The sequence below is a fragment of the Rhizobium sp. 32-5/1 genome (genome assembly GCF_029537235.1).
GTDB lineage: Bacteria > Pseudomonadota > Alphaproteobacteria > Rhizobiales > Rhizobiaceae > Pararhizobium.
Genome location: NZ_CP120638.1, coordinates 2,270,761 through 2,291,239, shown reverse-complemented (window position 1 = coordinate 2,291,239; position 20,479 = coordinate 2,270,761). Strand labels below are relative to the sequence as shown.

The following is a 20,479-nucleotide window of genomic DNA, read 5'->3' as shown; positions in this document are numbered from 1 at the left end:
AATAGCAGGCCGCCGGCAGACTGGGATAACTTCTTGCATATCGGGACGACGGATAAACCAGCGACGCGGGGTAAAGTCACCAAAGCCGGCCTATGGGGCTGGATGCTGTTCGACTGGGCAGCACAGCCGTTCTTTACTGTAATCATCACCTTCATCTTTGGACCATATTTCGTTTCACGGCTCACGGATGATCCTGCCTATGGCCAGGCAATGTGGGGCTATACGCTGACCATCTCCGGTATCGCGATCGCGATCATGTCTCCGGTGCTGGGATCGATCGCCGATGCCACGGGTCCACGAAAGCCATGGATCGGCTTCTTTGCCGTGATAAAGATCGCCTCGCTTGCAGGGCTCTGGTTCGCCGTGCCGGGCTCATCCATGCTCTATCCGTTGATCTTCATCATCCTCGCTTCCATCGCGGCGGAATTCTCGATCGTCTTTAATGATTCGATGATGCCGCGCCTCGTCGATGAAAAGGAAGCGGGGCGTGTATCCAACATCGCTTGGGGTCTGGGTTATCTCGGCGGCATGATCGTCCTCGTCGCTGTTGTCGCCCTGCTGGCGGCAAACCCGGAATCCGGAAAAACAATTCTGGGCATTCCACCGCTCTTCGGGCTCGACCCCGCAACCGGGGCCGATGCGCGCGTGACGGGACCGATCTCGGCGATCTGGTATTTCCTTTTCATCCTGCCGATGTTCTTCCTCACTCCGGATGCGCCGAAGGGAACCTTGCCTGCGGGCATGGCCGTGCGGACAGGCTTGAAGGAGCTGAAGGAAACGCTGGGCACGCTACGCCACCGCGGCGGCATACTGCGATTTCTGATAGCGCGTATGATCTTCCAGGACGGCGTCAACGGGCTTTTGGCGCTTGGCGGCACGTTTGCGGCCGGCATGTTTGCCTGGCAGACGGTGGAACTCGGCGTCTACGGCATCATTCTCAACGTCGTCGCGATCGGCGGCTGCCTTTACGCAAGCAGGCTCGACGCCAAGCTCGGCTCAAAGCGCATCGTGGTTGTGAGCCTCATCTGCCTCGTCATCGCGACGGTTGGTATCGTGTCTACTGGCCCCGGTTTTACGCTGTTCGGGCTTTTGCCGCTATCGACCGCCGATTCCGGAGGCCTGTTCGGCACCGCGGCCGAGAAAGCCTATATCGTCTTCGGGCTCCTTGTCGGCATCGCCTTCGGCCCGGTACAAGCCTCGTCGCGCTCCTACCTGGCACGCAGCGTCACCCCTGAAGAAGCGGGACGCTATTTCGGTCTCTATGCGCTCTCCGGTCGTGCAACATCGTTCCTGGCACCGGCATCCGTCGCGACCATTACGCTTGCCACCGGCTCGGCACGCATCGGCATGATGGCGCTGATCGCCTTTCTCGTCGTCGGTCTGCTGGTTCTGCTCAGGACTCCTTACCCGGCGAACCGGGCTCTTTAGAGCGCCGGCTACGGTTTAAGGTGTCAAACGCGGCGTCTCAATGACGGAAGTGGCGCATGCCGGTGAAAACCATGGCGATGCCGGCGTCGTCCGCCGCCTTGATCACTTCCACATCGCGCATCGAGCCGCCGGGCTGGATGACGGAGGTGGCTCCGGCCGCAATCATTGACAGCAGACCATCGGCGAAGGGCAGGAAGGCCTCGGAAGCGACCGCGGAACCATGGGTCAGCGGGGCGGGAAGGCCAAGCACCTTGGCTGCTTCTTCCGCCTTCAATCCGGCGATGCGCGCGGAATCAACGCGGCTCATCTGCCCGGCGCCGATACCGACTGTCTGGCCATCCTTGGCGTAGACCACGGCATTGGATTTGACGTGCTTGGCGACCTTGAAGGCAAACTTCATGTCCTCCAGTTCCTGCGCCGTCGGCGCGCGTTTCGTGACGACCTTCAACTCAAGATCCTCGACCATGCCATTGTCACGGGTCTGAACGAGCAGGCCGCCAGAAACGGTTTTTGCCGTCAGGCCTGGAACACGGGGATCGGGCAGGGCGCCGGTGACGAGCAGGCGCAGGTTCGGCTTCTTCGCAATGATCGCCTTGGCGGCCCCAGTGACTGACGGCGCAATGATCACTTCCGTGAACAGCTTGACGATTTCCTCGGCTGTTGCGCCATCCAGCTCGCTGTTGAGCGCGATAATGCCGCCGAAGGCCGAGGTCGAGTCGCAGGCAAGCGCACGGTTATAGGCTTCGAGCAGTGTCGAGCCGGTGGCGACGCCACAGGGGTTTGCATGCTTGATGATGGCGCAAGCCGGCGCGTTTTCCGGCAGAAACTCGGCAACCAGTTCGAACGCCGCATCCGTATCATTGATGTTGTTGTAGGAAAGCTGCTTGCCCTGCAGCAGGGTCGCGGTCGCCACGCCCGGACGGTTCTCGCCGGTCACGTAGAAAGCAGCCTTCTGATGCGGGTTTTCGCCGTAGCGCATCTCTTCCTTGAGAACGCCGCCGATCGTGCGGTGGCGCGGCATCGGGGTCTCCAGCACTTCGGCAAACCAGCCGGAAATCGCCGTGTCGTAGGCGGCCGTGCGGGCATAGGCCTTGGCCGCCATCTTCTGGCGGAACGCCAGCGTCGTCGAGCCGAATTGAAGCTCTTCCAGGAGTGCTGCATAGTCGGACGGGTCGGTGACGATCGTCACATAGGCATGGTTCTTGGCCGATGCACGGATCATGGCCGGACCGCCGATATCGATGTTTTCAACCGTCGTCGGATAATCGCCGCCCTTGGCGCGGACGTCTTCAAACGGATAGAGATTGATAACGGCGAGATCGATGCCGGTAATGCCGTGTTCCTTCATCGCAGCAACATGATCGGCATCGTCGCGAATGGCGAGCAGGCCGCCATGCACACCAGGATGTAGGGTCTTTACGCGGCCGTCCATCACTTCGGGAAAACCGGTCAATTCCGACACATCGCGAACCAGCAGGCCGGCCTCCGACAGCGTCTTGTGGGTGCCGCCAGTCGATACAAGATGCACACCCTTTTCATGAAGGGCGCGGGCAAGCTCGACAATGCCGGTCTTGTCTGAAACGGACAGAAGGGCCGTTACGATCTTCACCTGATCGGGGGCGGGAATTTTCTTGGAGGAAACAGCCATCTTGCCTAGCTCCTTGGGCAACGCCGGGCGATGGGAGGAAGGGCCCGGCAGATTGAGGCAGCCGTTAGCACAGCTTTCCCCGGGAAGGAACCGACGAAAACAGCAAACCACGGCAAACAGCGCCCGTCAGGCTTCGCGCGACAGAATCCACTGGATTTCCGGCTGGCTGGCGGCGGCGAAAGTGATCGTCACCTGGGAGGATTTGCGCACACCGGACGGATCGGCAAAAAATACGTCCTCTTCAATCTCAACTTCGGCGTCACGGCAGGAAAACAGCCAGGTCTCGCCATCCGGCGCCGTGAGGAACACTTCATGGGCATTGTTCTTGCGCATCGTTATCGCCGGGTGGATATGAAACCTGGCAACGGCAATAGCCGTATTGGTCTGCGCCGGTTCCTGTCCGTCCGGCTGAGACAGGCGGTCGCGGCCGCGCACCGTCGTTCCCTGAGCGTTGATGCCAATGTCGCGCTCGTGCATCAGACCAAAGGCTTCGGCATATCCATCATGCGTGGCGACGATGGATTCCGGGTGCCCGCTTTCCTCGGTCCGGCGTACCGTGACCTTGGAGACACCGCCCGTCACGATCGGCCCAAGGAAACGCGACTGCGACAGCCGGCAGGATGAGCGATCATTGAGGGTGACCGTCGAATGGGCCGCCGTCATGCGCGCCATCTGGCGGAATCGTTCGCCGGCAAATTTCGGCGAACCGGAATTGATAATGAACCTATAGCGCCCGGACGACATCTCGAAGGACAGGCATCCGGCATGGGCATTGCGCGACAGGGCCACAGAAAGCGGCGTCCCCGTATCGACGATAACGATCGCACTGCCTGCCGCCAGGCGTTGATAACCGATATGCGGCAGTGCCTTGAACGGCGCGCCGGCGGTCTCGTCGTAGCGCAGCACGGACATCAACTCGTTGGCAAGCGTCGAGGTCGCGCCGTTGAACAGCGCCAGTTCGCCGCCCTGGTGACGAAAGAAGCGCAACGCCGGATACATCCGGTCGATGCAGGGAATGAGCCGTGTCGGTACGTCATGCCCGAGATTGACATAAGTCTGGCGTAGCGGCAGCAGATCCAGCAGCAACTCAAGCCCCAGCCGCGGATTGCGCGAGCAATGGCCGCCATCGGCCAGAATCTGCCGATCCAGTTCATCATCCAGATTGCGTGCGGCCTTGCGGATGGAAGACGCCGAAGCCGGCATCGAGACGGAGGCCATGGCAAGCGCGATGCGGACGCGCAGGCGTGCCTCGCCTTCATCCGTGGTGTCTGCCACATGCTTGAGATAGCGCAATTGGAAGGCAAGGCTTTTCAAAAACCGGCGGTAGAAGGCGTGCTCGGCATTGCGCAGAATGATTGGCGAATGGGACATCCACGCGATCAACCGCTGAGCGATGATGTCGGCCTCCCAGGGAGGCCGCCAATGACGCGACCGTGGCTGGCGATCCACTCATTGAGCAGCTGGCGAATCCGGGTAAAAGCTTCGTCTTCCTTGATCGAGCGCATATGGCGCAGCCAGCCGAAGGAATGCAGCCGGACCCCAAACTCGCGCGAGGGGAGGTCCAACTCAAACGGCGATTCGCCCTCGGTGTCCAGCACGCGGCCAGCCAGCGGGAAGCGGCCATCAATGATTTCCTGCGCGACAAAGGGATCGACAGCACGCAGGTCAGTCGGCGCGACGATCAGGCGATCGGGTGTGGAGCCGGCAAAACGAAAGGCGGTATTTCGACCCAAGGCAAGCCGATGCGAGAAACGGCGCCAGCCCTCACGCAGATACAGATAGAGAAGCCTTTGCCTGTCAGAAAACTGCATCGACGCCCGTGTGTCCCCCACTCCCGGAACGACCTCTTTCGAACGGTGCGGAATTTGGATTCCGAACCGCCCGTGATGCCGCTTGAAACACCATGGTGCCAGAAAAGTCATTAAACTTTTATGGATCGCACCCCTATTGAGTGGCAGAAGGCGAGGCGCACGTCAATTGACGTGCAGTCAGCCGCGGAAACACCCAACTGCCAATTTTGGTTAATGACGGTGTGTGCTCAGGCTTTCCGCCGCAGGACCACGGCATAAAACCCGTCAAGTCCGCCCGAAAAATCCTCCGTTGCCGGTATCATCGCCGGTGTCGTACGGAACTCGCCGACCGGGTTGATGGCGTCTTCCAGGCTTGGCCACTGCGCCGGATCGACAGGCACCCGCTCGCAGCCGCCATCGGCCAGCACACGCTTGGTGACCTCTTCCCCTTCGCGAGGATCGAGCGAGCAGTTGGAAAACACGACAAGGCCGTCCGGTTTCACCAGTGTCAACGCGTGGCGCAGCAGCTTTTCCTGGAGCAAAGCCAGCTTTTCGATATCCGCCAAGCCCTTGGTCCAGAGGACATCGGGATGGCGGCGGATCGTGCCGGTCGAAGAGCAGGGCGCATCGAGCAGAGCCGCATCAAAAAGCGATTCCGTCTGGAAATCCGCCATATTGATCTCCTGCGTCGCCGCATCCAGCCCGAGACGTGCGAGATTGCCCTTCAGGCGCTTCAGGCGGCTGGACGACTGATCGAGCGCCGTGACCTTAGCGCCGGCGAGGATAAGCTGCGCCGTCTTGCCGCCCGGGGCAGCACAGAGATCGACGACACGCTTGCCGTCCAAAACTCCGAACAACTGCGCCGGGAGAGCCGCCGCGGCGTCTTGAACCCACCATTCGCCCTCGGCAAAACCGTCGAGAGACGGCACGCCGCCGGAGAAACTCGCAAGGCGCACAGACCCTGTCGGCAGCACACGCCCATTGAGCCGCTCCGCCCAGCCGGCCGCATTCGATTTGACGGTCAGATCAATCGCCGCAGGCGTGAGAAGCGCCTCGGCGATCCGGTTGGCATGATCGGCACCGTAGAACTGGACGAGGCGCTGATGGAACCAGGACGGAATGGCCGGAATGCTCTGGCCGATGCCTGCGAGCAAGGCGTCCTTCTCTCGCGACAGACGGCGCAGCACCGCATTGACGAGACTGGCGAAACGCCGATTGCGCGGGTCGGTCTGGGCTTGCTCGACAGCGAGATCGACGGCGGAATGATCGGGAATATCGAGGTAGAGGATCTGCGCCGCGGCAACCGCCAGCACATGATCAAGCGCGCGGGCACCTTCCGGCAGCGGCGTTTGCAGCAACGAGCCGATCATCGCCTCGATACGAGGCAGCTGGCGCAGGGCAGAATTCAAAATGGCTCGGACGAGGGCACGGTCGGCGTCGTTGAGCTCACGATAGACCGGATTGCCGTTTTCCGCATCCAGCATACCATCAAGTGACGTCTTGCGATCGACAACAGCAGCCAGCATTTTGGCTGCGGCCTGCCGCGCTTTTAGTCCAGGCTTGTCACTATGTTCATAGCCGCCTGTTTCGCGGGGGCAGCGGATCGCGTGGGTTTACGATTTCGTTTCGGATAGGAATCGTTTTTGTTTTCGTCAGACGTCAAGACCAGGGACCTTTCGGTGGTTCGGAACCACCGCGACCCCAGCCGGTTGATGGAACGGAGCGCGATTTGCGCACGGGATTATCAGCCCTGACCGGTGGCGTCGAGACCGCTTGCATCTCGCGGGCCAATTCCTGCAGCGCCGCGATGCGGTTTTCGGTAGCGGGGTGCGTGGAAAACAGATTGTCCATACGCTCGCCGGAAAGCGGATTGATGATGAACATATGGGCCGTGGCTGGATTGCGCTCGGCCTCGTCGTTGGGAATCTGATGCGAGGCACCGGCAATTTTCGACAGGGCGGAGGCCAGCGCCAATGGATTGCCGCAAATCTCGGCGCCGCGATGATCAGCCGAATATTCGCGCGTACGGCTGATGGCCATCTGTACCAGCATGGCGGCAAGCGGTGCGACGATCATCGCAACAATCGTGCCGATAAAGCCGAGCGGATTGTTGTTTTCCCGATTGCCGCCAAAGAAAAAGGCAAAATTGCCGAGCATAGAAATCGCACCCGCAAGCGTGGCCGTCAGCGTCATGGTCAGCGTATCGCGGTTCTGCACATGGGCGAGTTCGTGCGCCATGACGCCAGCGACCTCGTCATAAGTCAGCGCGTGGAGAAGTCCGGTGGAGGCCGCAACGGCGGCGTTTTCCGGATTGCGCCCGGTTGCAAAAGCGTTGGGCTGCGGGTTGTCGATCACGAAGACGCGCGGCATAGGCAGACCGGCATTTTTCGCAAGTTCGCGGACGATGCCGTAATATTCAGGTGCCGAGCGCTCGTCCACTTCCTGCGCATTGTACATGCGCAGTACCATCTTGTCCGAATTCCAATAGGAGAAGAAATTCATGCCGGCTGCGATTACAAGCGCGATCATCATGCCGCCCCTGCCGCCAATGACAAAACCGACGGCCATGAACAGAGCAGTCATGAACGCCAGTAGCATGGCGGTGCGAACGAGATTCATAGAATTCTCCCAGACGACATTTGGTTTCACGTGAATCATTGCTTCCGTTTAACCGGAAGGTTTCTATATGATGGGGGTAGCCAAGCCATTCTTCAACATTTTCCCGGAAATTTGAGCTTTCCATGCAGAACGACAACGATAACCAGCCATTGCCCCCGGAAAAGGTGCTGTCCCCGGCAGCGCAACGCGCATTGCAGGAGGCTGAACAGCGCCGCAAGCTTCAGCACGCCACCCCGCCACCCATTGAGCACGGGGGCGGGGTGGGGCAGATCCGGCACGCTTTGGCGACTGGGAGGTCAATGGCCGCGCCATTGACTTCTGAGGAAATAATTCCTGTTGCTTTTGACAAAAAACCGGAATATATTCCTTAAATGGAATCGATCGCCCGTCTTAGCTTCAATCCTCTTGTGCCTGCGCTTTGCAGCCTCTTTATCGGCGTGCCGGCGCAGGCCTATGACAGAACCGCGATTGTTGATGGACCAGTGCGTGCACAAATCATTCGGGTCATCGATGGCGACACCCTGCTGGTGGCGGCGAAACCCTGGCCGCAGCAAACCATGGAAGTCTATGTCCGGCTACGCGGCATCGACGCACCGGAAATGAAGTCGGATTGCGCATCGACGCGGGTAGCCGGAGAGCAAGCCCAAGCGGCACTTGCGGCCATGGCCGGCGAACAAACCGAAATTCAACTGCTGCATATTTCAGGCGACAAATATTTCGGCCGGGTGCTGGCCGACGTCGCGTTGACCGATGGACGGAATCCGGCTCAGGAACTGCTTTCGGCGGGTTATGTCAGGGAGTATGGCGGTGGGCGCAAGAAAGCGGAGACGTGTTCGTTCTGGTAAAGCCTCGTTGAGCACAAAGCATAACAAGGTGACCGCCTCCGCTCCGATCTTTACAAAAGCAACGTTCCGATTGGTTAGGCGGCAATTGCAATCTCAATTTCCGCACCGCTTCCAGCCATGACGGCCATGGGGCAAGCGCCTTATCGTCCATAACTTCGGCCGGCAACGCCACAGGAACCTATAACAAAGCTTGGGTCTTCCGCGCGCTTGTTAACCGCTTCGAAAGACCCAAGACTTTGATCGGTATCGAGTCTGACCAATCAACCCTTCTTGTTCTGCCGGTTCTCGATCAGTTCATCGACGACGGCTGGGTCGGCAAGCGTTGATGTATCGCCGAGTGAGGCAAAGTCATCTTCAGCGATCTTGCGCAGAATACGGCGCATGATCTTGCCTGAGCGGGTCTTCGGCAGCCCTGGAGCAAACTGAATCTTGTCCGGCGCAGCAATCGGTCCGATTTCCTTGCGGACATGCTTGACCAAATCCTGACGCAAAGCGTCGTTTCCTTCCTCACCGGCCATGAGGGACACATAGCAGTATATGCCCTGGCCCTTGAGGTGATGCGGATAGCCGACAACAGCTGCTTCCGATACGAGATGATGCGAAACCAGCGCGGATTCCACCTCCGCTGTCCCCAGACGATGTCCGGATACGTTGAGCACGTCATCGACGCGACCGGTGATCCAATAATAGCCGTCCTCATCGCGGCGGCAGCCGTCACCGGTGAAATATTTGCCCTTGTAGGTCGAGAAATAGGTCTGGGCAAAGCGGGCATGGTCACCATAGATGGTGCGCATCTGGCCAGGCCAGCTGTCGATGATGCAGAGATTGCCATCGGCAGCACCCTCGAGCACCGCGCCCTCATTGTCCACCAGCTGTGGCTTCACGCCGAAGAAAGGCCGCGTTGCCGAACCGGGCTTCAGGTCGGTCGCCCCTGGCAGCGGCGTAATCAGAATACCTCCGGTCTCGGTCTGCCACCATGTATCGACGATCGGGCAGCGCTGTTCGCCGACAATGTTGTAGTACCATTCCCAGGCTTCCGGGTTGATCGGCTCGCCGACCGAGCCGAGCAGACGCAGTGACGCCCGAGACGAGCGTTGCACAAAACTGTCGCCTGCACCCATAAGCGAGCGCAGCGCCGTCGGCGCCGTGTAGAAGATATTGACCTTGTGCTTGTCGATCACTTCCCAAAACCGTCCCTGGTCCGGAAAATTGGGTACGCCTTCGAACATCAGTGTCGTCGCACCATTGGCCAGCGGGCCGTAGACGATATAGGAATGACCGGTCACCCAGCCCACATCCGCGGTGCACCAGTAGATATCGCCGTCTCGATAGTCGAAGACATATTGGTGGGTCATCGACGCATAGACGAGATAGCCGCCTGTCGTATGCAGAACGCCTTTCGGCTTGCCGGTTGATCCGGACGTATAAAGAATGAACAGCGGGTCTTCCGCCTTCATCTTGGCCGGCGGGCAATCGCGCGGCACGCTGACCATTTCCTGATGATACCAGAGATCGCGGCCGGGCGCCCAGGCGGTCTTGCCGCCAGTGCGGCGTACGACCAGGACCTTGTTGACGATGACATGGTTCTTGGCGGCGATATCAATGGCCGTATCGGTATTTTCCTTGAGCGGAATGGGCTTTCCGCCGCGCACGCCCTCGTCGCAGGTAATGACGAAGGTGGATTCGCAGTCGACGATACGGCCGGCCAGCGCGTCCGGAGAAAAGCCACCGAAGACCACGGAATGCACGGCGCCAATACGCGAACAGGCAAGCATCGCATAGCTCGCCTCGGGGATCATCGGCATGTAGATGGTGACGCGGTCGCCCTTCTTGACGCCGTGTTTCTTCATCACATTGGCGAGCCGGCAAACCTGCTCATGAAGTTCGTTATAGGTGATCTTCTTGTCGATATAAGGGTTGTCGCCTTCCCAGATGATAGCAACCTGGTCGCCCCGGGCCTTCAGGTGCCGGTCGATGCAATTGTAGGAAACGTTGGTCAGGCCGTCTTCGAACCATTTGATGGACACGCGGCCATGGAAGGATGTGTTTTTCACTTTCGTATAGGGCTTGAACCAGTCGATCCGCATGCCGTGTTTGTCCCAGAAACGATCCGGGTTCTCGATGCTTTCGCGATACCATCGCTGGTAGGTTTCGCTATCGATCAGAGTACGGTTTTTCGCGGCTTTCAGGACCGGATAGGTTTTGGCAGACATGACGATTTCCTCCCTGCGCAGGCTGTCGGGACGGCACAACTCCCCGTGCACGGCCTCTTCGGTGGCAATACATATCAGGTCAAAACACGGCGTCCATTAGACAAAAGGTCATTTGTCGGAGAAGAATTGCATTTCTGCGACGACGCAGGTATAGAGGCGCTAATTTCCCGGAAATTGAGTGGTTACACCCCACGGCCCGCGACACCGGCGCGGACGGACAGAAGGACTATATCCATGGCTCAACAACTGCTTATGCCCAAAGCGACGGCCGTATGGCTTGTTGACAACACCGCTCTGTCGTTCGAACAGATCGCCACGTTCTGCAAGCTGCATCCGCTGGAAGTGAAGGCAATCGCCGATGGCGAAGCCTCTACGGGCATCAAGGGCCTCGACCCTATCGGCACCGGCCAGCTGTCGCGCGATGAGATCGCCCGCGCCGAAGCCAACCCGAACCACAAGCTGAAACTTTCCGAACCGAAGGTTCGCGTTCCCGATTCCAAGCGCAAAGGCCCGCGCTACACGCCGGTCTCCAAGCGCCAGGATCGCCCGAATGCCATTCTCTGGCTGGTGCGCAACCATTCGGAACTCAAGGACGCCCAGATCTCGCGTCTCGTCGGCACGACCAAGTCGACGATCGAGCAGATCCGCGAGCGCACCCACTGGAATTCGACCAACCTGACGCCGATGGATCCGGTAACGCTGGGTCTCTGCACGCAGATCGACCTCGACCTCGAAGTCGAACGCGCCGCCAAGGGCCGCCCGCTGCCGACAGCTGCCGAACTCGGCGCGACGCTGGAAGCATCCCGCGAGACGGAAAAACTTCCTTTCAGCTACGAGCGCGAGGAAGAGAAGGAAATCGATGCGGATGCGGTTTTCGCCAAGCTCAAGTCGCTTAAATCCGACCGCAAGGACGAAGACGACGATTATTGATCGACGTCGACAAACCGAAACAAGAACCCGGGCCAGTGATGAACTGCCCCGGGTTTTTCATGCGCGTTTTTCTCGTAACTTTGTGCAGGCTGATGCAGAGCGTATCAAGCCGGATGCGGTTGGCGGCCAAAACCGCGCGCCCGCAGCACCGTCCCGATCTCTTCCAGAATGACGGGGTCGTCGATGGTTGCCGGCATTTTCCACTCGAGGCTATCAGCAATCTTTTGCATGGTGCCGCGCAGGACCTTGCCGGACCGCGTTTTCGGCAGACGCTTGATGCACATGACCGTTTTAAACGCGGCGACGGGACCGATGCGGTCACGCACGAGAGCCACGACTTCCCGTTCGATCTCGATGGTTTCACGGGAAACATTGGCATTGAGCACCAGGAAACCGGCGGGTACCTGGCCCTTGATCGCGTCATAAATACCGATCACAGCACATTCGGCCACATCCGGATGGCTGGCGCAGATTTCTTCCATTGAACCCGTCGACAGCCGGTGGCCCGCGACATTGATGATATCGTCGGTGCGCGCCATGATGAAGATATAGCCGTCCTCGTCGATATAGCCGGCATCCGCCGTCTTGTAAAAACCCGGAAACTCCTCGAGGCAGCCGGTCCGAAAGCGTTCGTCCGCATTCCAGAACGTCGGCAGGCAGCCGGGCGGAAGCGGCAGGCCGATTACCACATTGCCGAGCGTGCCTGCCGATACCGGATGACCGGCATCGTCGAGAATCTGCACATCATAGCCGGGCAGGGGCACCGTCGCGGAGCCGTGCTTGACGGGCAGGAGGCCGAGGCCGAGCGGATTTCCGGCAACCGGCCAGCCGGTTTCCGTCTGCCACCAGTGGTCGATCACAGGCACCTTCAGAACAGTCTCCGCCCAGACCAGCGTATCCGGATCGGCGCGCTCGCCGGCAAGAAACAAGGCGCGAAGGCTCGACAGATCATGCCTTGCCAGCAGACTTGCCTGTGGATCTTCCTTCCGGATGGCGCGAAACGCCGTCGGTGCCGTGAAGAAAACGCTGACGCGGTGTTGCGCAATCACACGCCAGAAGGCACCTGCATCCGGCGTACCGATAGGCTTGCCTTCATAGAGGATCGTGGTGCTGCCGTTCAGCAGCGGTCCGTAGACGATATAGGAATGGCCAACGACCCAGCCGATATCGGACGCTGCCCAGAAGACGTCACCGGGGCCGACACCATAGAAATGCTTCATCGACCATTGCAGCGCCACCATGTGGCCGCCGGTATCCCGAACGACGCCCTTTGGTTGGCCTGTCGTTCCCGACGTGTAAAGAATGTAAAGCGGATCCGTCGCCGCCATCGGAACACAGGGTATTTCAGCACCCTTAGCTTTTGCGCGCTCAATCTCTGCGATGAAATCGAGATCGCGGCCCGGCTGCAGTTGGGCCTGGCATTGCGGACGCTGGAAGACAAGGCAATGGTCCGGCTTATGATGGGCCATATCGATTGCTGCATCAAGCAACGGTTTGTAGGCGATGATACGGGCGGTCTCTATACCGCAACTGGCCGTCACAATCAGGCGCGGTGTGCAATCATCGATCCGGGTCGCCAGTTCGCTTGCCGCAAAACCGCCAAAGACGACGGAGTGAACGGCGCCTATACGGGCCGCAGCCAGCATGGCCACGATCGCCTGCGGCACCATTGGCATATAGAGAATGATCCGGTCGCCCTTGGTGACGCCCAAGCTGAGGTAGACAGCAGAAAGAGCCTTTACCTCTTCCAGCAGCCGGGAATAGGCCCAGTGCTCCACCGTGCCGGTGACCGGACTGTCATAGATCAGAGCGACCTGATCGCCACGCCCAGCCTGGACATGGCGATCGAGGCAATTGTAACAGCTGTTGGTCTTGGCGCCTGCAAACCAGCGCCCGTAGACGCCCTGTGACGGATCGAACACATTTGCAGGGGGTAAACCAATCAACCACCTGCGCGGCGTCTGACCAGAAGCCGTGTGGATCTTGATTCCATGCCTGATAGACCGCCGAATAGCTGTTCGCCATCGCCGTTTCCTCCCGTCAACTCCCGCCGACAACGTCGGCCTCCTAAACAGACAATAAAAGAGGAAGTGGACGCGGAGAAGCCCGACGAAAGAGCTAGGGCGCAGCAGCAGGCCTTGAGGGTCAGCGGATGCCGAAGATCGCCGAGCCGACGCGCACGCTGGTCGCACCAAACTGTATCGCAGCCTCGAAATCGCCGGACATGCCCATGGATAGTTTTTCAAGCTTGCAGCGCTCGGCAAGCGTGGCCAACAGGGCAAAATGCGGTCCCGGATTTTCGTCGGCCGGCGGAATACACATGAGCCCTTCGATTTCGAGGCCGATCTGTTCGCGGCAGAGTGTCACGAAGGCTTCAGTATCATCCGGTGCGATACCCGCCTTCTGCAGCTCAAGCCCGGTGTTCACCTGCACATAGACGCGGATGGGCCTACCTTGCCGGCGAATCTCGTCAGCCACAGAGCGGGCGATCTTTTCGCGGTCGATTGTTTCGATGACATCGAAAAGGGCCACGGCATCGGCTGCCTTGTTGGATTGCAGCGGACCGATCAGGTGAAGCTCGATATCCGACGTCTCTGCTTTCAGCAGAGGCCACTTCGACTGGGCCTCCTGGACTCGGTTTTCCCCGAAAACACGCTGCCCGCCACTGATGACAGGTCGAATGGCATCGGCCTCAAAGGTTTTGGAAACGGCGACGAGTTGGGCTGAACCAAGCGGTCGGCCGGCGCTCCGCTCGCTATCGTGGATCCGGCTCACGACATCGCTCAAACGTGCTTCTACATCCATGCCTGTACCCCGGTGCGCTTCTGCCGTGCTATACCCGATCGATTATTGGATGTAGGACGGGCTGCCAAGCAGAACTTGGGGGCAAGAGGCGTCAGCCGCAAAGTTTCGCCGCAAAATCCTTCAAAAACTTGACGCTACGGCTGTTTCATGGTGAAGGTCAGCCCCAAATATACAGTCCCAAGATCACGGGATAATTTCCCGTACAAATTTCCGGAACACCAAACAAATGGCCACCGAACGTTATAACCCGCGTGATGCCGAGCCACGTTGGCAGCAGGAATGGGACAACAACAAGGTCTTCGAGACGGACAACGAAGACCCGCGCGAAAAATACTACGTGCTTGAGATGTTTCCCTATCCGTCCGGCCGCATCCATATGGGCCATGTTCGCAACTATGCGATGGGCGATGTCGTTGCCCGCTACAAGCGCGCCCGCGGCTACAATGTGCTGCACCCAATGGGCTGGGACGCTTTCGGCATGCCGGCCGAAAACGCCGCCATGGAGCGCGGTGTGCACCCGGCTGCCTGGACCTACCAGAACATCGCGTCGATGAAAGCACAGCTGAAGGTGATGGGCCTGTCTTTGGACTGGTCGCGCGAATTCGCCACCTGCGACGTCGAATACTACCAGCGCCAGCAGCATCTGTTCCTGGACTTCCTCGATAAGGGCCTGGTCTACCGCAAGCAGTCCAAGGTCAATTGGGACCCGATCGACAACACGGTCCTTGCCAACGAGCAGGTGATCGACGGCCGCGGCTGGCGCTCGGGTGCCCTGGTAGAACAGCGCGAACTGACGCAGTGGTTCTTCCGCATCACCGATTTCAGCCAGGATCTTCTGGATTCGCTTGATACGCTCTCGCATTGGCCGGAAAAAGTCCGGCTGATGCAGAAGAACTGGATCGGGCGCTCTGAAGGTCTGTCGATCCGCTGGGAAATCGTGCCCGAGACCGGTGCCGGCGACGCCACCGAAGTAACGGTTTACACGACGCGGGCGGACACGCTGTTTGGCGCATCCTTCATTGCGATTGCTGCAGACCATCCGCTGGCAAAAAAGGCAGCCGAAAGCAGTACCGAGATCGACGCCTTCTGCGACGAATGCCGCCGTGCCGGTACATCGCTGGCAGCACTCGAAACGGCAGAGAAGAAAGGCATCGACACCGGAATCCGTGTTCGGCATCCGCTCGATCCCTCCTGGGAACTGCCGGTCTATGTCGCCAACTTCGTGTTGATGGACTATGGCACGGGCGCCATCTTTGGCTGCCCGTCCGGAGACCAGCGCGACCTCGATTTCGCCCGCAAATATGATCTTCCGGTCGTTCCGGTCGTCATGCCTGGGGATGGCGATGCCGCAACCTTCAGCGTTGACGACGAGGCCTATGTCGGCGACGGTGTGATGATCAATTCACGCTTCCTGGACGGTCTGGCGATCGAAGACGCCTTCGAACGTGTCGCCGAAAAGCTCGAACAGACGATGATCGCCGGCGCGCCGCAAGCCGAGCGCAAGGTGAATTTCCGCCTGCGGGACTGGGGCATTTCGCGCCAGCGCTATTGGGGCTGCCCGATCCCGGTCATCCATTGTGAGGTTTGCGGTGTCGTTCCGGTGCCAAAAGCCGATCTACCGGTGAAACTGCCGGAGGATGTAACCTTCGACAAGCCGGGTAATCCGCTCGACCGTCATCCGACTTGGCGCCATGTTGCCTGCCCGCAGTGTAGCAAGGATGCGCGGCGCGAGACGGACACGATGGACACCTTCGTGGATTCGTCCTGGTACTTCGCGCGTTTCACCGCGCCCTGGGAAAACAACCCGACGGATCCCAAGGTTGCCAGCCACTGGCTGCCGGTGGACCAGTATATCGGCGGTATCGAGCATGCGATCCTGCACCTGCTCTATTCCCGCTTCTTCACCCGCGCAATGAAGGCCGTCGGCCACGTCGCGCTGGACGAGCCATTCAAGGGCCTGTTCACGCAGGGTATGGTCGTCCATGAAACCTACAGCCGCGGCGAGGGTGCGCAGCGGGAGTGGATTACGCCGGCCGAGATCATCATCGTCGAGAACGATGGCAAGCGGCAAGCAACATTGATCGAAACGGGCGATCCAGTCACAATTGGCTCCATCGAGAAGATGTCGAAGTCGAAAAAGAATGTCGTCGATCCCGACGATATCATCGCGTCCTATGGCGCGGATACTGCCCGCTTCTTCGTTCTTTCGGATTCGCCGCCGGATCGGGACGTCATCTGGTCGGAAGCAGGCGTCGAAGGCTCACATCGCTTCGTGCAGCGCATCTGGCGACTGATTTCAGAAGCTTCGTCTTTCCTCGAGGCAAGCGATGCTTCGCCGGCGAAAGATGGCGACGCCCTGCCGATTTCACAGCTGGCGCACAAGACATTGAAAGCCGTGCAGGCGGATTACGACAAACTGGCCTTCAACAAGGCTGTCGCCCGTCTCTACGAGCTCGTGAATGCCCTGGCAGCGCCGTTGACTCTCGTTGCGGAAGGCAAGGCGAGCCCGGAAACCATCGCTGCTGTCAAGGACGCGACGTCGATCCTGATCAGCCTGATGGCACCGATGATGCCCCATCTGGCTGAGCAATGCTGGGTGGAGATCGGTGGAACCGGCCTCATCGCCCAGCGTGATTGGCCCGTTTTCGAGGAAGCGCTCGTCGCGGAAAACGAGATCACGCTGCCTGTGCAAATCAACGGCAAGAAGCGCGCCGATTTGACAATCGCGCGCGATGCGGATCAGACTGCCATTGAAAGTGCGGTGCTGGCGATTGATGCGGTAAAGACCGCACTGAACGGCCAGAACCCGAAGAAAATCATCGTCGTGCCGCAGAGGATCGTCAATGTCGTTGTTTGATATGTCCGCTCGAAGCCTTCGGCTTCTTGCTGTCTGCGGGCTCTCTCTTGGCCTTGGCGCTGTTTCGGGTTGTCAGGTCAAGCCGCTCTATGCGATCAGCACGCAGACGGCGGGAAAGCTCGCTTCCATCGAGATTTCCGATGCAGACGACCGCGTCGAACAGGAAGTGCGCAACAGCCTGATCTTCCTGACCTCCGGTGGTGCCGGGGAGCCGGCGAACCCGGAATATCGACTGGCACTGAACGTGACCAGTCAGGTGAAAGGCGTGCTTTATGATCAGGCGTCCGACACTGCGGGCGCAGGTCGCATCCTTGTCCAGGCCGACTTCAACCTGTCTCGCGCTGATACCGGTGAAACGGTCAAGTCCGGTAACCGCTCCGCGGTTGCTCTGGTCGATTTCCCGGTCCAGGAATTTGCCAAGCTGCGCGCCATCCGGGACGGTGAAAACCGTGCTGCGCGTGAACTGGCGGAAGTCATAAGAGCCGATATCGCTTCTGCACTCGGTCGCTGAACGGACGATCTCGGATGACCGAAATCAAATCGCACGAATTTGATTCGTTCCTCCAGAGGTCGCTCCGGGACAACCGTCTCTATCTGGTCTACGGGCCCGATCGCGGGCTGGTTTCCGAACGCGCGGGGCTGATTGCGGCCAAGACCGGCGTTGCGCTGGATGATCCATTCTCGCTGATCAAGCTCGATAGCTCCGATCTGCAGCAGAACCCAGGCCGTTTGCTCGATGAAGTCAATTCCATCGGCCTCTTTGGCGGTGAAAAGCTCGTCTGGGTTCGCGGTGCCGGCAGCGAGAAAGCGCTGGTCGATGGATTTCAACTGCTCGCCCAGCAACCTCCGACGGGAAGCTATGTTATCATCGAGGCTGGCGACCTGAAAAAGGGAACCGGTCTACGCAAGATCGGCGAAACCGCACGTTCCGTCGTTTCCGTTGCCTGTTATGCTGACGACGCCCGCGCCATCAGCACGCTGATCGACCATGAGCTTACCCAGGAAAACCTGAAAATAACACCGGCTGCCCGCGAGCGCCTGCAGGAAGCTCTAGGCGGGGATCGCATTGCCTCGCGCAATGAAATCCGCAAACTCGCGCTGTATTGCCGGGGCATGGGCACGATCGAGGACGAGCACGTCCAGGAAATCGTCGGCGACGCCAGCGCAATCTCAGTGGACGATGCCATAGACGCGGTCTTGAAGGGCGACGCAGACGGCCTCGTCCATGCAATTCAGAAGATCGTTACCTCGAAGACACCGATCTTCCTCGTCCTGCAGGGTTGCTTGAAGCAATTTCAACTGCTTGACCTCATGCGTTCTGAAATGGACGACAAGCGCCTTCAACCGGCACAGGTAACCGCGACGCTCGGTCGCCACCTGCACTTCCGCCGCAAACCGATCGTCGAATCTGCGCTTAAAACCTGGTCGGCACCCGCAATCCAGCGCGAACTCGGACGATTGCAGGCCACTATCTTCCAGAGCCGGAGCCGCCCGAGCTTGGAAGAAAGTTCAGCCTTACAGGCTTTGCTCGCTATCACACTTCAGTCCGCGCGACGCTAACTTCGTATTCAAGTCATTGAATTATTTTAATAATTTACATAGCGCGCCGTTTTATCAGCGCCGCTCGAGCAGCCGGCAGATTTCCTCTAACTGGTCGAGGGTCTTGTAGGCAATGCGAAGCTGCCCACCCGATGCCTTATGGTTGACCGTGACATCGAGCCCGAGGCTGTCCGACAGCGTCCGCTCCAACGCCAGCGTATCAGCATCTTTTTCCTGCGGCTTCGATGCCTGACCATAGGTGGGGTCGTTCTGCGCCCGGATATTGTTCTGCGCCAACCGCTCTGTGTCGCGAACGGAAAGGCCTTTGGCGATGATGGAGCGGGCCAGCGTCACCGGGTCCGATGTCGGGATCAGTGCCCGCGCGTGGCCGGCGGAGAGCGAGCCCGAGGAGAGCATATCCCGCACTGGCTCGGGAAGCTTCAACAGCCGCAGGCTGTTTGCCACGTGGCTGCGGCTCTTTCCGATGATTTCCCCGAGATCGTTCTGCGTATAGCCATGTTCGGCTATCAACTGATCATAACCCATTGCCTCTTCGAGAGGATTGAGATCGGAACGCTGGACGTTCTCGACGATAGCGATTTCCAGCGCGGTCCGATCGTCTACGTCGCGGACAATAACCGGAATATCGGTAAAACCGGCGAGCTGCGCCGCGCGCCAACGGCGCTCACCCGCAATAATCTCATACCGCTCATCGGCAATTGTCCGGACGACAACCGGCTGAACGATGCCGTGCTGCCGAATGGAGCTGGCAAGATCCTGCAACTCACTCTCATCGAAGGTCCGGCGCGGGTTGCGTGGATTGCGCGAAACGAACTCAATCGGAATTCTACGATCGGCATTCACCGGCTGCACCGCGGCTCCGGCCTGAACCGGCTGATCCATCTCGCCGATCAGCGCCGCAAGCCCGCGACCCAGGCGCCGTCTTGAATTGTCGTCGTTCATGGTATCACTCACACTCATCGTTTCGGTATCGAATCAGTCACGCAGCCTTGCGCTGTCGCTCGCGCTGGATCACTTCCGAAGCCAGCTGCAGATAAGCCTGGCTGCCAGCACACTTCAAATCATACAGGATGGCAGGCTTGCCGTAGGATGGCGCCTCAGAAACCCGCACATTCCTAGGAATCAGGGTATGATAGACCTTTTCGCCCAGATGCAGACGCACGTCGTTGACGACCTGCTGCGCGAGATTATTGCGGGAATCGAACATCGTCAGTACGATACCCTGAATGTCGAGCAGTGGATTGACCGAACGGCGCACCTGGTCGACCGTCTCAAGCAATTGACTGAGACCTTCCAAGGCAAAGAACTCGCACTGGAGCGGCACAAGCACGGAATGCGCCGCGGCCATCGCATTCATCGTCAGAAGATTGAAGGAAGGCGGGCAATCAACAAGCACGTAGGAGTAGCGAAGTGCCGCCGGCGCTTCCAGAGCGCGCTTCAATCGGTAAACCCGGTTGCTTTCCTGGGAAATTTCCATCTCAACACCGAGCAAATCCATTGTCGACGGAATGATGGAAAGATTGGGCACAACAGTATCGAGAACGATTTCCTCAATACTGTGCGAGCCGATCATAAGTTCATAGGAGGAGAGTTTACGATCGCGTCGCTGAATACCCAGGCCCGTGCTGGCGTTGCCCTGCGGATCTAGATCGACAATCAATACCTTTTCGCCGATTGCGGCTAAAGCCGTCGCCAGATTGATGGCCGTTGTCGTTTTACCAACGCCACCTTTCTGATTTGCGATCGTAATAATACGGTTCTTTTCGCCTAGCATGCACTGATCC

General features: G+C 59.2%; 12 protein-coding genes and 4 pseudogenes. 7 read left to right on the top strand and 9 right to left on the bottom strand.

Annotation, left to right across the window (positions count from 1 at the left end):
- The first annotated feature begins 39 nt into the window (after window positions 1-39).
- Window positions 40-1,428 carry an MFS transporter gene (locus P6U16_RS11740; protein WP_277703827.1) on the top strand — a complete coding sequence of 463 codons (1,389 nt, stop codon included), beginning with the start codon at window positions 40-42 and terminating at the stop codon, window positions 1,426-1,428.
- Window positions 1,429-1,465: 37 nt separating this feature from the next.
- Here P6U16_RS11740 and purH read toward each other — a convergent pair whose 3' ends face one another.
- The 4 genes and pseudogenes from purH to htpX form a co-directional block, all read right to left on the bottom strand.
- Window positions 1,466-3,076 (bottom strand): bifunctional phosphoribosylaminoimidazolecarboxamide formyltransferase/IMP cyclohydrolase, encoded by a 1,611-nt coding sequence (gene purH / locus P6U16_RS11735; protein ID WP_277700747.1) that lies wholly within the window; start codon window positions 3,074-3,076, stop codon window positions 1,466-1,468.
- A gap of 126 nt (window positions 3,077-3,202) precedes the next feature.
- Window positions 3,203-4,887: pseudogene (locus P6U16_RS11730) on the bottom strand (heparinase II/III family protein).
- Window positions 4,888-5,114: 227 nt separating this feature from the next.
- Window positions 5,115-6,529, bottom strand: a pseudogene (locus P6U16_RS11725) (RsmB/NOP family class I SAM-dependent RNA methyltransferase).
- On the bottom strand, window positions 6,526-7,485 hold the full coding sequence (gene htpX, locus P6U16_RS11720) for a zinc metalloprotease HtpX (RefSeq protein ID WP_277700746.1): 960 nt from the start codon (window positions 7,483-7,485) through the stop codon (window positions 6,526-6,528). Before htpX ends, P6U16_RS11725 begins: the two are co-directional and overlap by 4 nt.
- A gap of 67 nt (window positions 7,486-7,552) precedes the next feature.
- Here htpX and P6U16_RS11715 point away from each other — a divergent pair.
- Window positions 7,553-7,807, top strand: a pseudogene (locus P6U16_RS11715) (DUF1674 domain-containing protein).
- Between the two features lie 49 nt (window positions 7,808-7,856).
- Window positions 7,857-8,330, top strand: a complete 474-nt coding sequence (locus tag P6U16_RS11710) for a thermonuclease family protein (protein ID WP_277700745.1) — start codon at window positions 7,857-7,859, stop codon at window positions 8,328-8,330.
- A 260-nt stretch (window positions 8,331-8,590) separates the two neighbouring features.
- Here the strand turns inward: P6U16_RS11710 and acs are convergent, their stop codons facing one another.
- Window positions 8,591-10,543, bottom strand: a complete 1,953-nt coding sequence (gene acs / locus P6U16_RS11705; protein WP_277700744.1) for an acetate--CoA ligase — start codon at window positions 10,541-10,543, stop codon at window positions 8,591-8,593.
- A 234-nt stretch (window positions 10,544-10,777) separates the two neighbouring features.
- Here acs and P6U16_RS11700 point away from each other — a divergent pair, with 234 nt between their 5' ends.
- Window positions 10,778-11,473, top strand: coding sequence for a DUF1013 domain-containing protein (locus tag P6U16_RS11700; protein ID WP_277700743.1), 696 nt, complete (start codon window positions 10,778-10,780; stop codon window positions 11,471-11,473).
- A gap of 104 nt (window positions 11,474-11,577) precedes the next feature.
- Here the strand turns inward: P6U16_RS11700 and P6U16_RS11695 are convergent.
- A pseudogene (locus tag P6U16_RS11695) lies at window positions 11,578-13,498 on the bottom strand (propionyl-CoA synthetase).
- A gap of 120 nt (window positions 13,499-13,618) precedes the next feature.
- Window positions 13,619-14,278: a YggS family pyridoxal phosphate-dependent enzyme gene (locus tag P6U16_RS11690; protein ID WP_277700742.1), complete on the bottom strand. Its 660-nt coding sequence runs from the start codon at window positions 14,276-14,278 to the stop codon at window positions 13,619-13,621.
- A gap of 226 nt (window positions 14,279-14,504) precedes the next feature.
- Between P6U16_RS11690 and leuS the strand changes: the two genes are divergently transcribed.
- Genes leuS through holA form a run of 3 tightly spaced genes read left to right on the top strand, consistent with a single transcriptional unit; the run spans window position 14,505 to window position 18,695 of the window.
- Window positions 14,505-17,135 carry a leucine--tRNA ligase gene (gene leuS, locus P6U16_RS11685; protein ID WP_277700741.1) on the top strand — a complete coding sequence of 877 codons (2,631 nt, stop codon included), beginning with the start codon at window positions 14,505-14,507 and terminating at the stop codon, window positions 17,133-17,135.
- Entirely contained in the window at window positions 17,122-17,646 is a 525-nt protein-coding gene (locus tag P6U16_RS11680; protein WP_277700740.1) for a hypothetical protein, read from the top strand. The genes leuS and P6U16_RS11680 overlap by 14 nt, the downstream gene beginning before the upstream one ends.
- 14 nt (window positions 17,647-17,660) lie before the next feature.
- The gene (gene holA, locus P6U16_RS11675) at window positions 17,661-18,695 is read left to right on the top strand and encodes a DNA polymerase III subunit delta (protein WP_277700739.1); all 1,035 of its coding nucleotides are present in this window, start codon (window positions 17,661-17,663) and stop codon (window positions 18,693-18,695) included.
- Between the two features lie 54 nt (window positions 18,696-18,749).
- Here the strand turns inward: holA and P6U16_RS11670 are convergent, their stop codons facing one another.
- Window positions 18,750-19,637 (bottom strand): ParB/RepB/Spo0J family partition protein, encoded by an 888-nt coding sequence (locus tag P6U16_RS11670; protein ID WP_277700738.1) that lies wholly within the window; start codon window positions 19,635-19,637, stop codon window positions 18,750-18,752.
- 37 nt (window positions 19,638-19,674) lie between these two features.
- Window positions 19,675-20,469, bottom strand: a complete 795-nt coding sequence (locus tag P6U16_RS11665; protein ID WP_277700737.1) for a ParA family protein — start codon at window positions 20,467-20,469, stop codon at window positions 19,675-19,677.
- Window positions 20,470-20,479 lie beyond the last annotated feature (10 nt).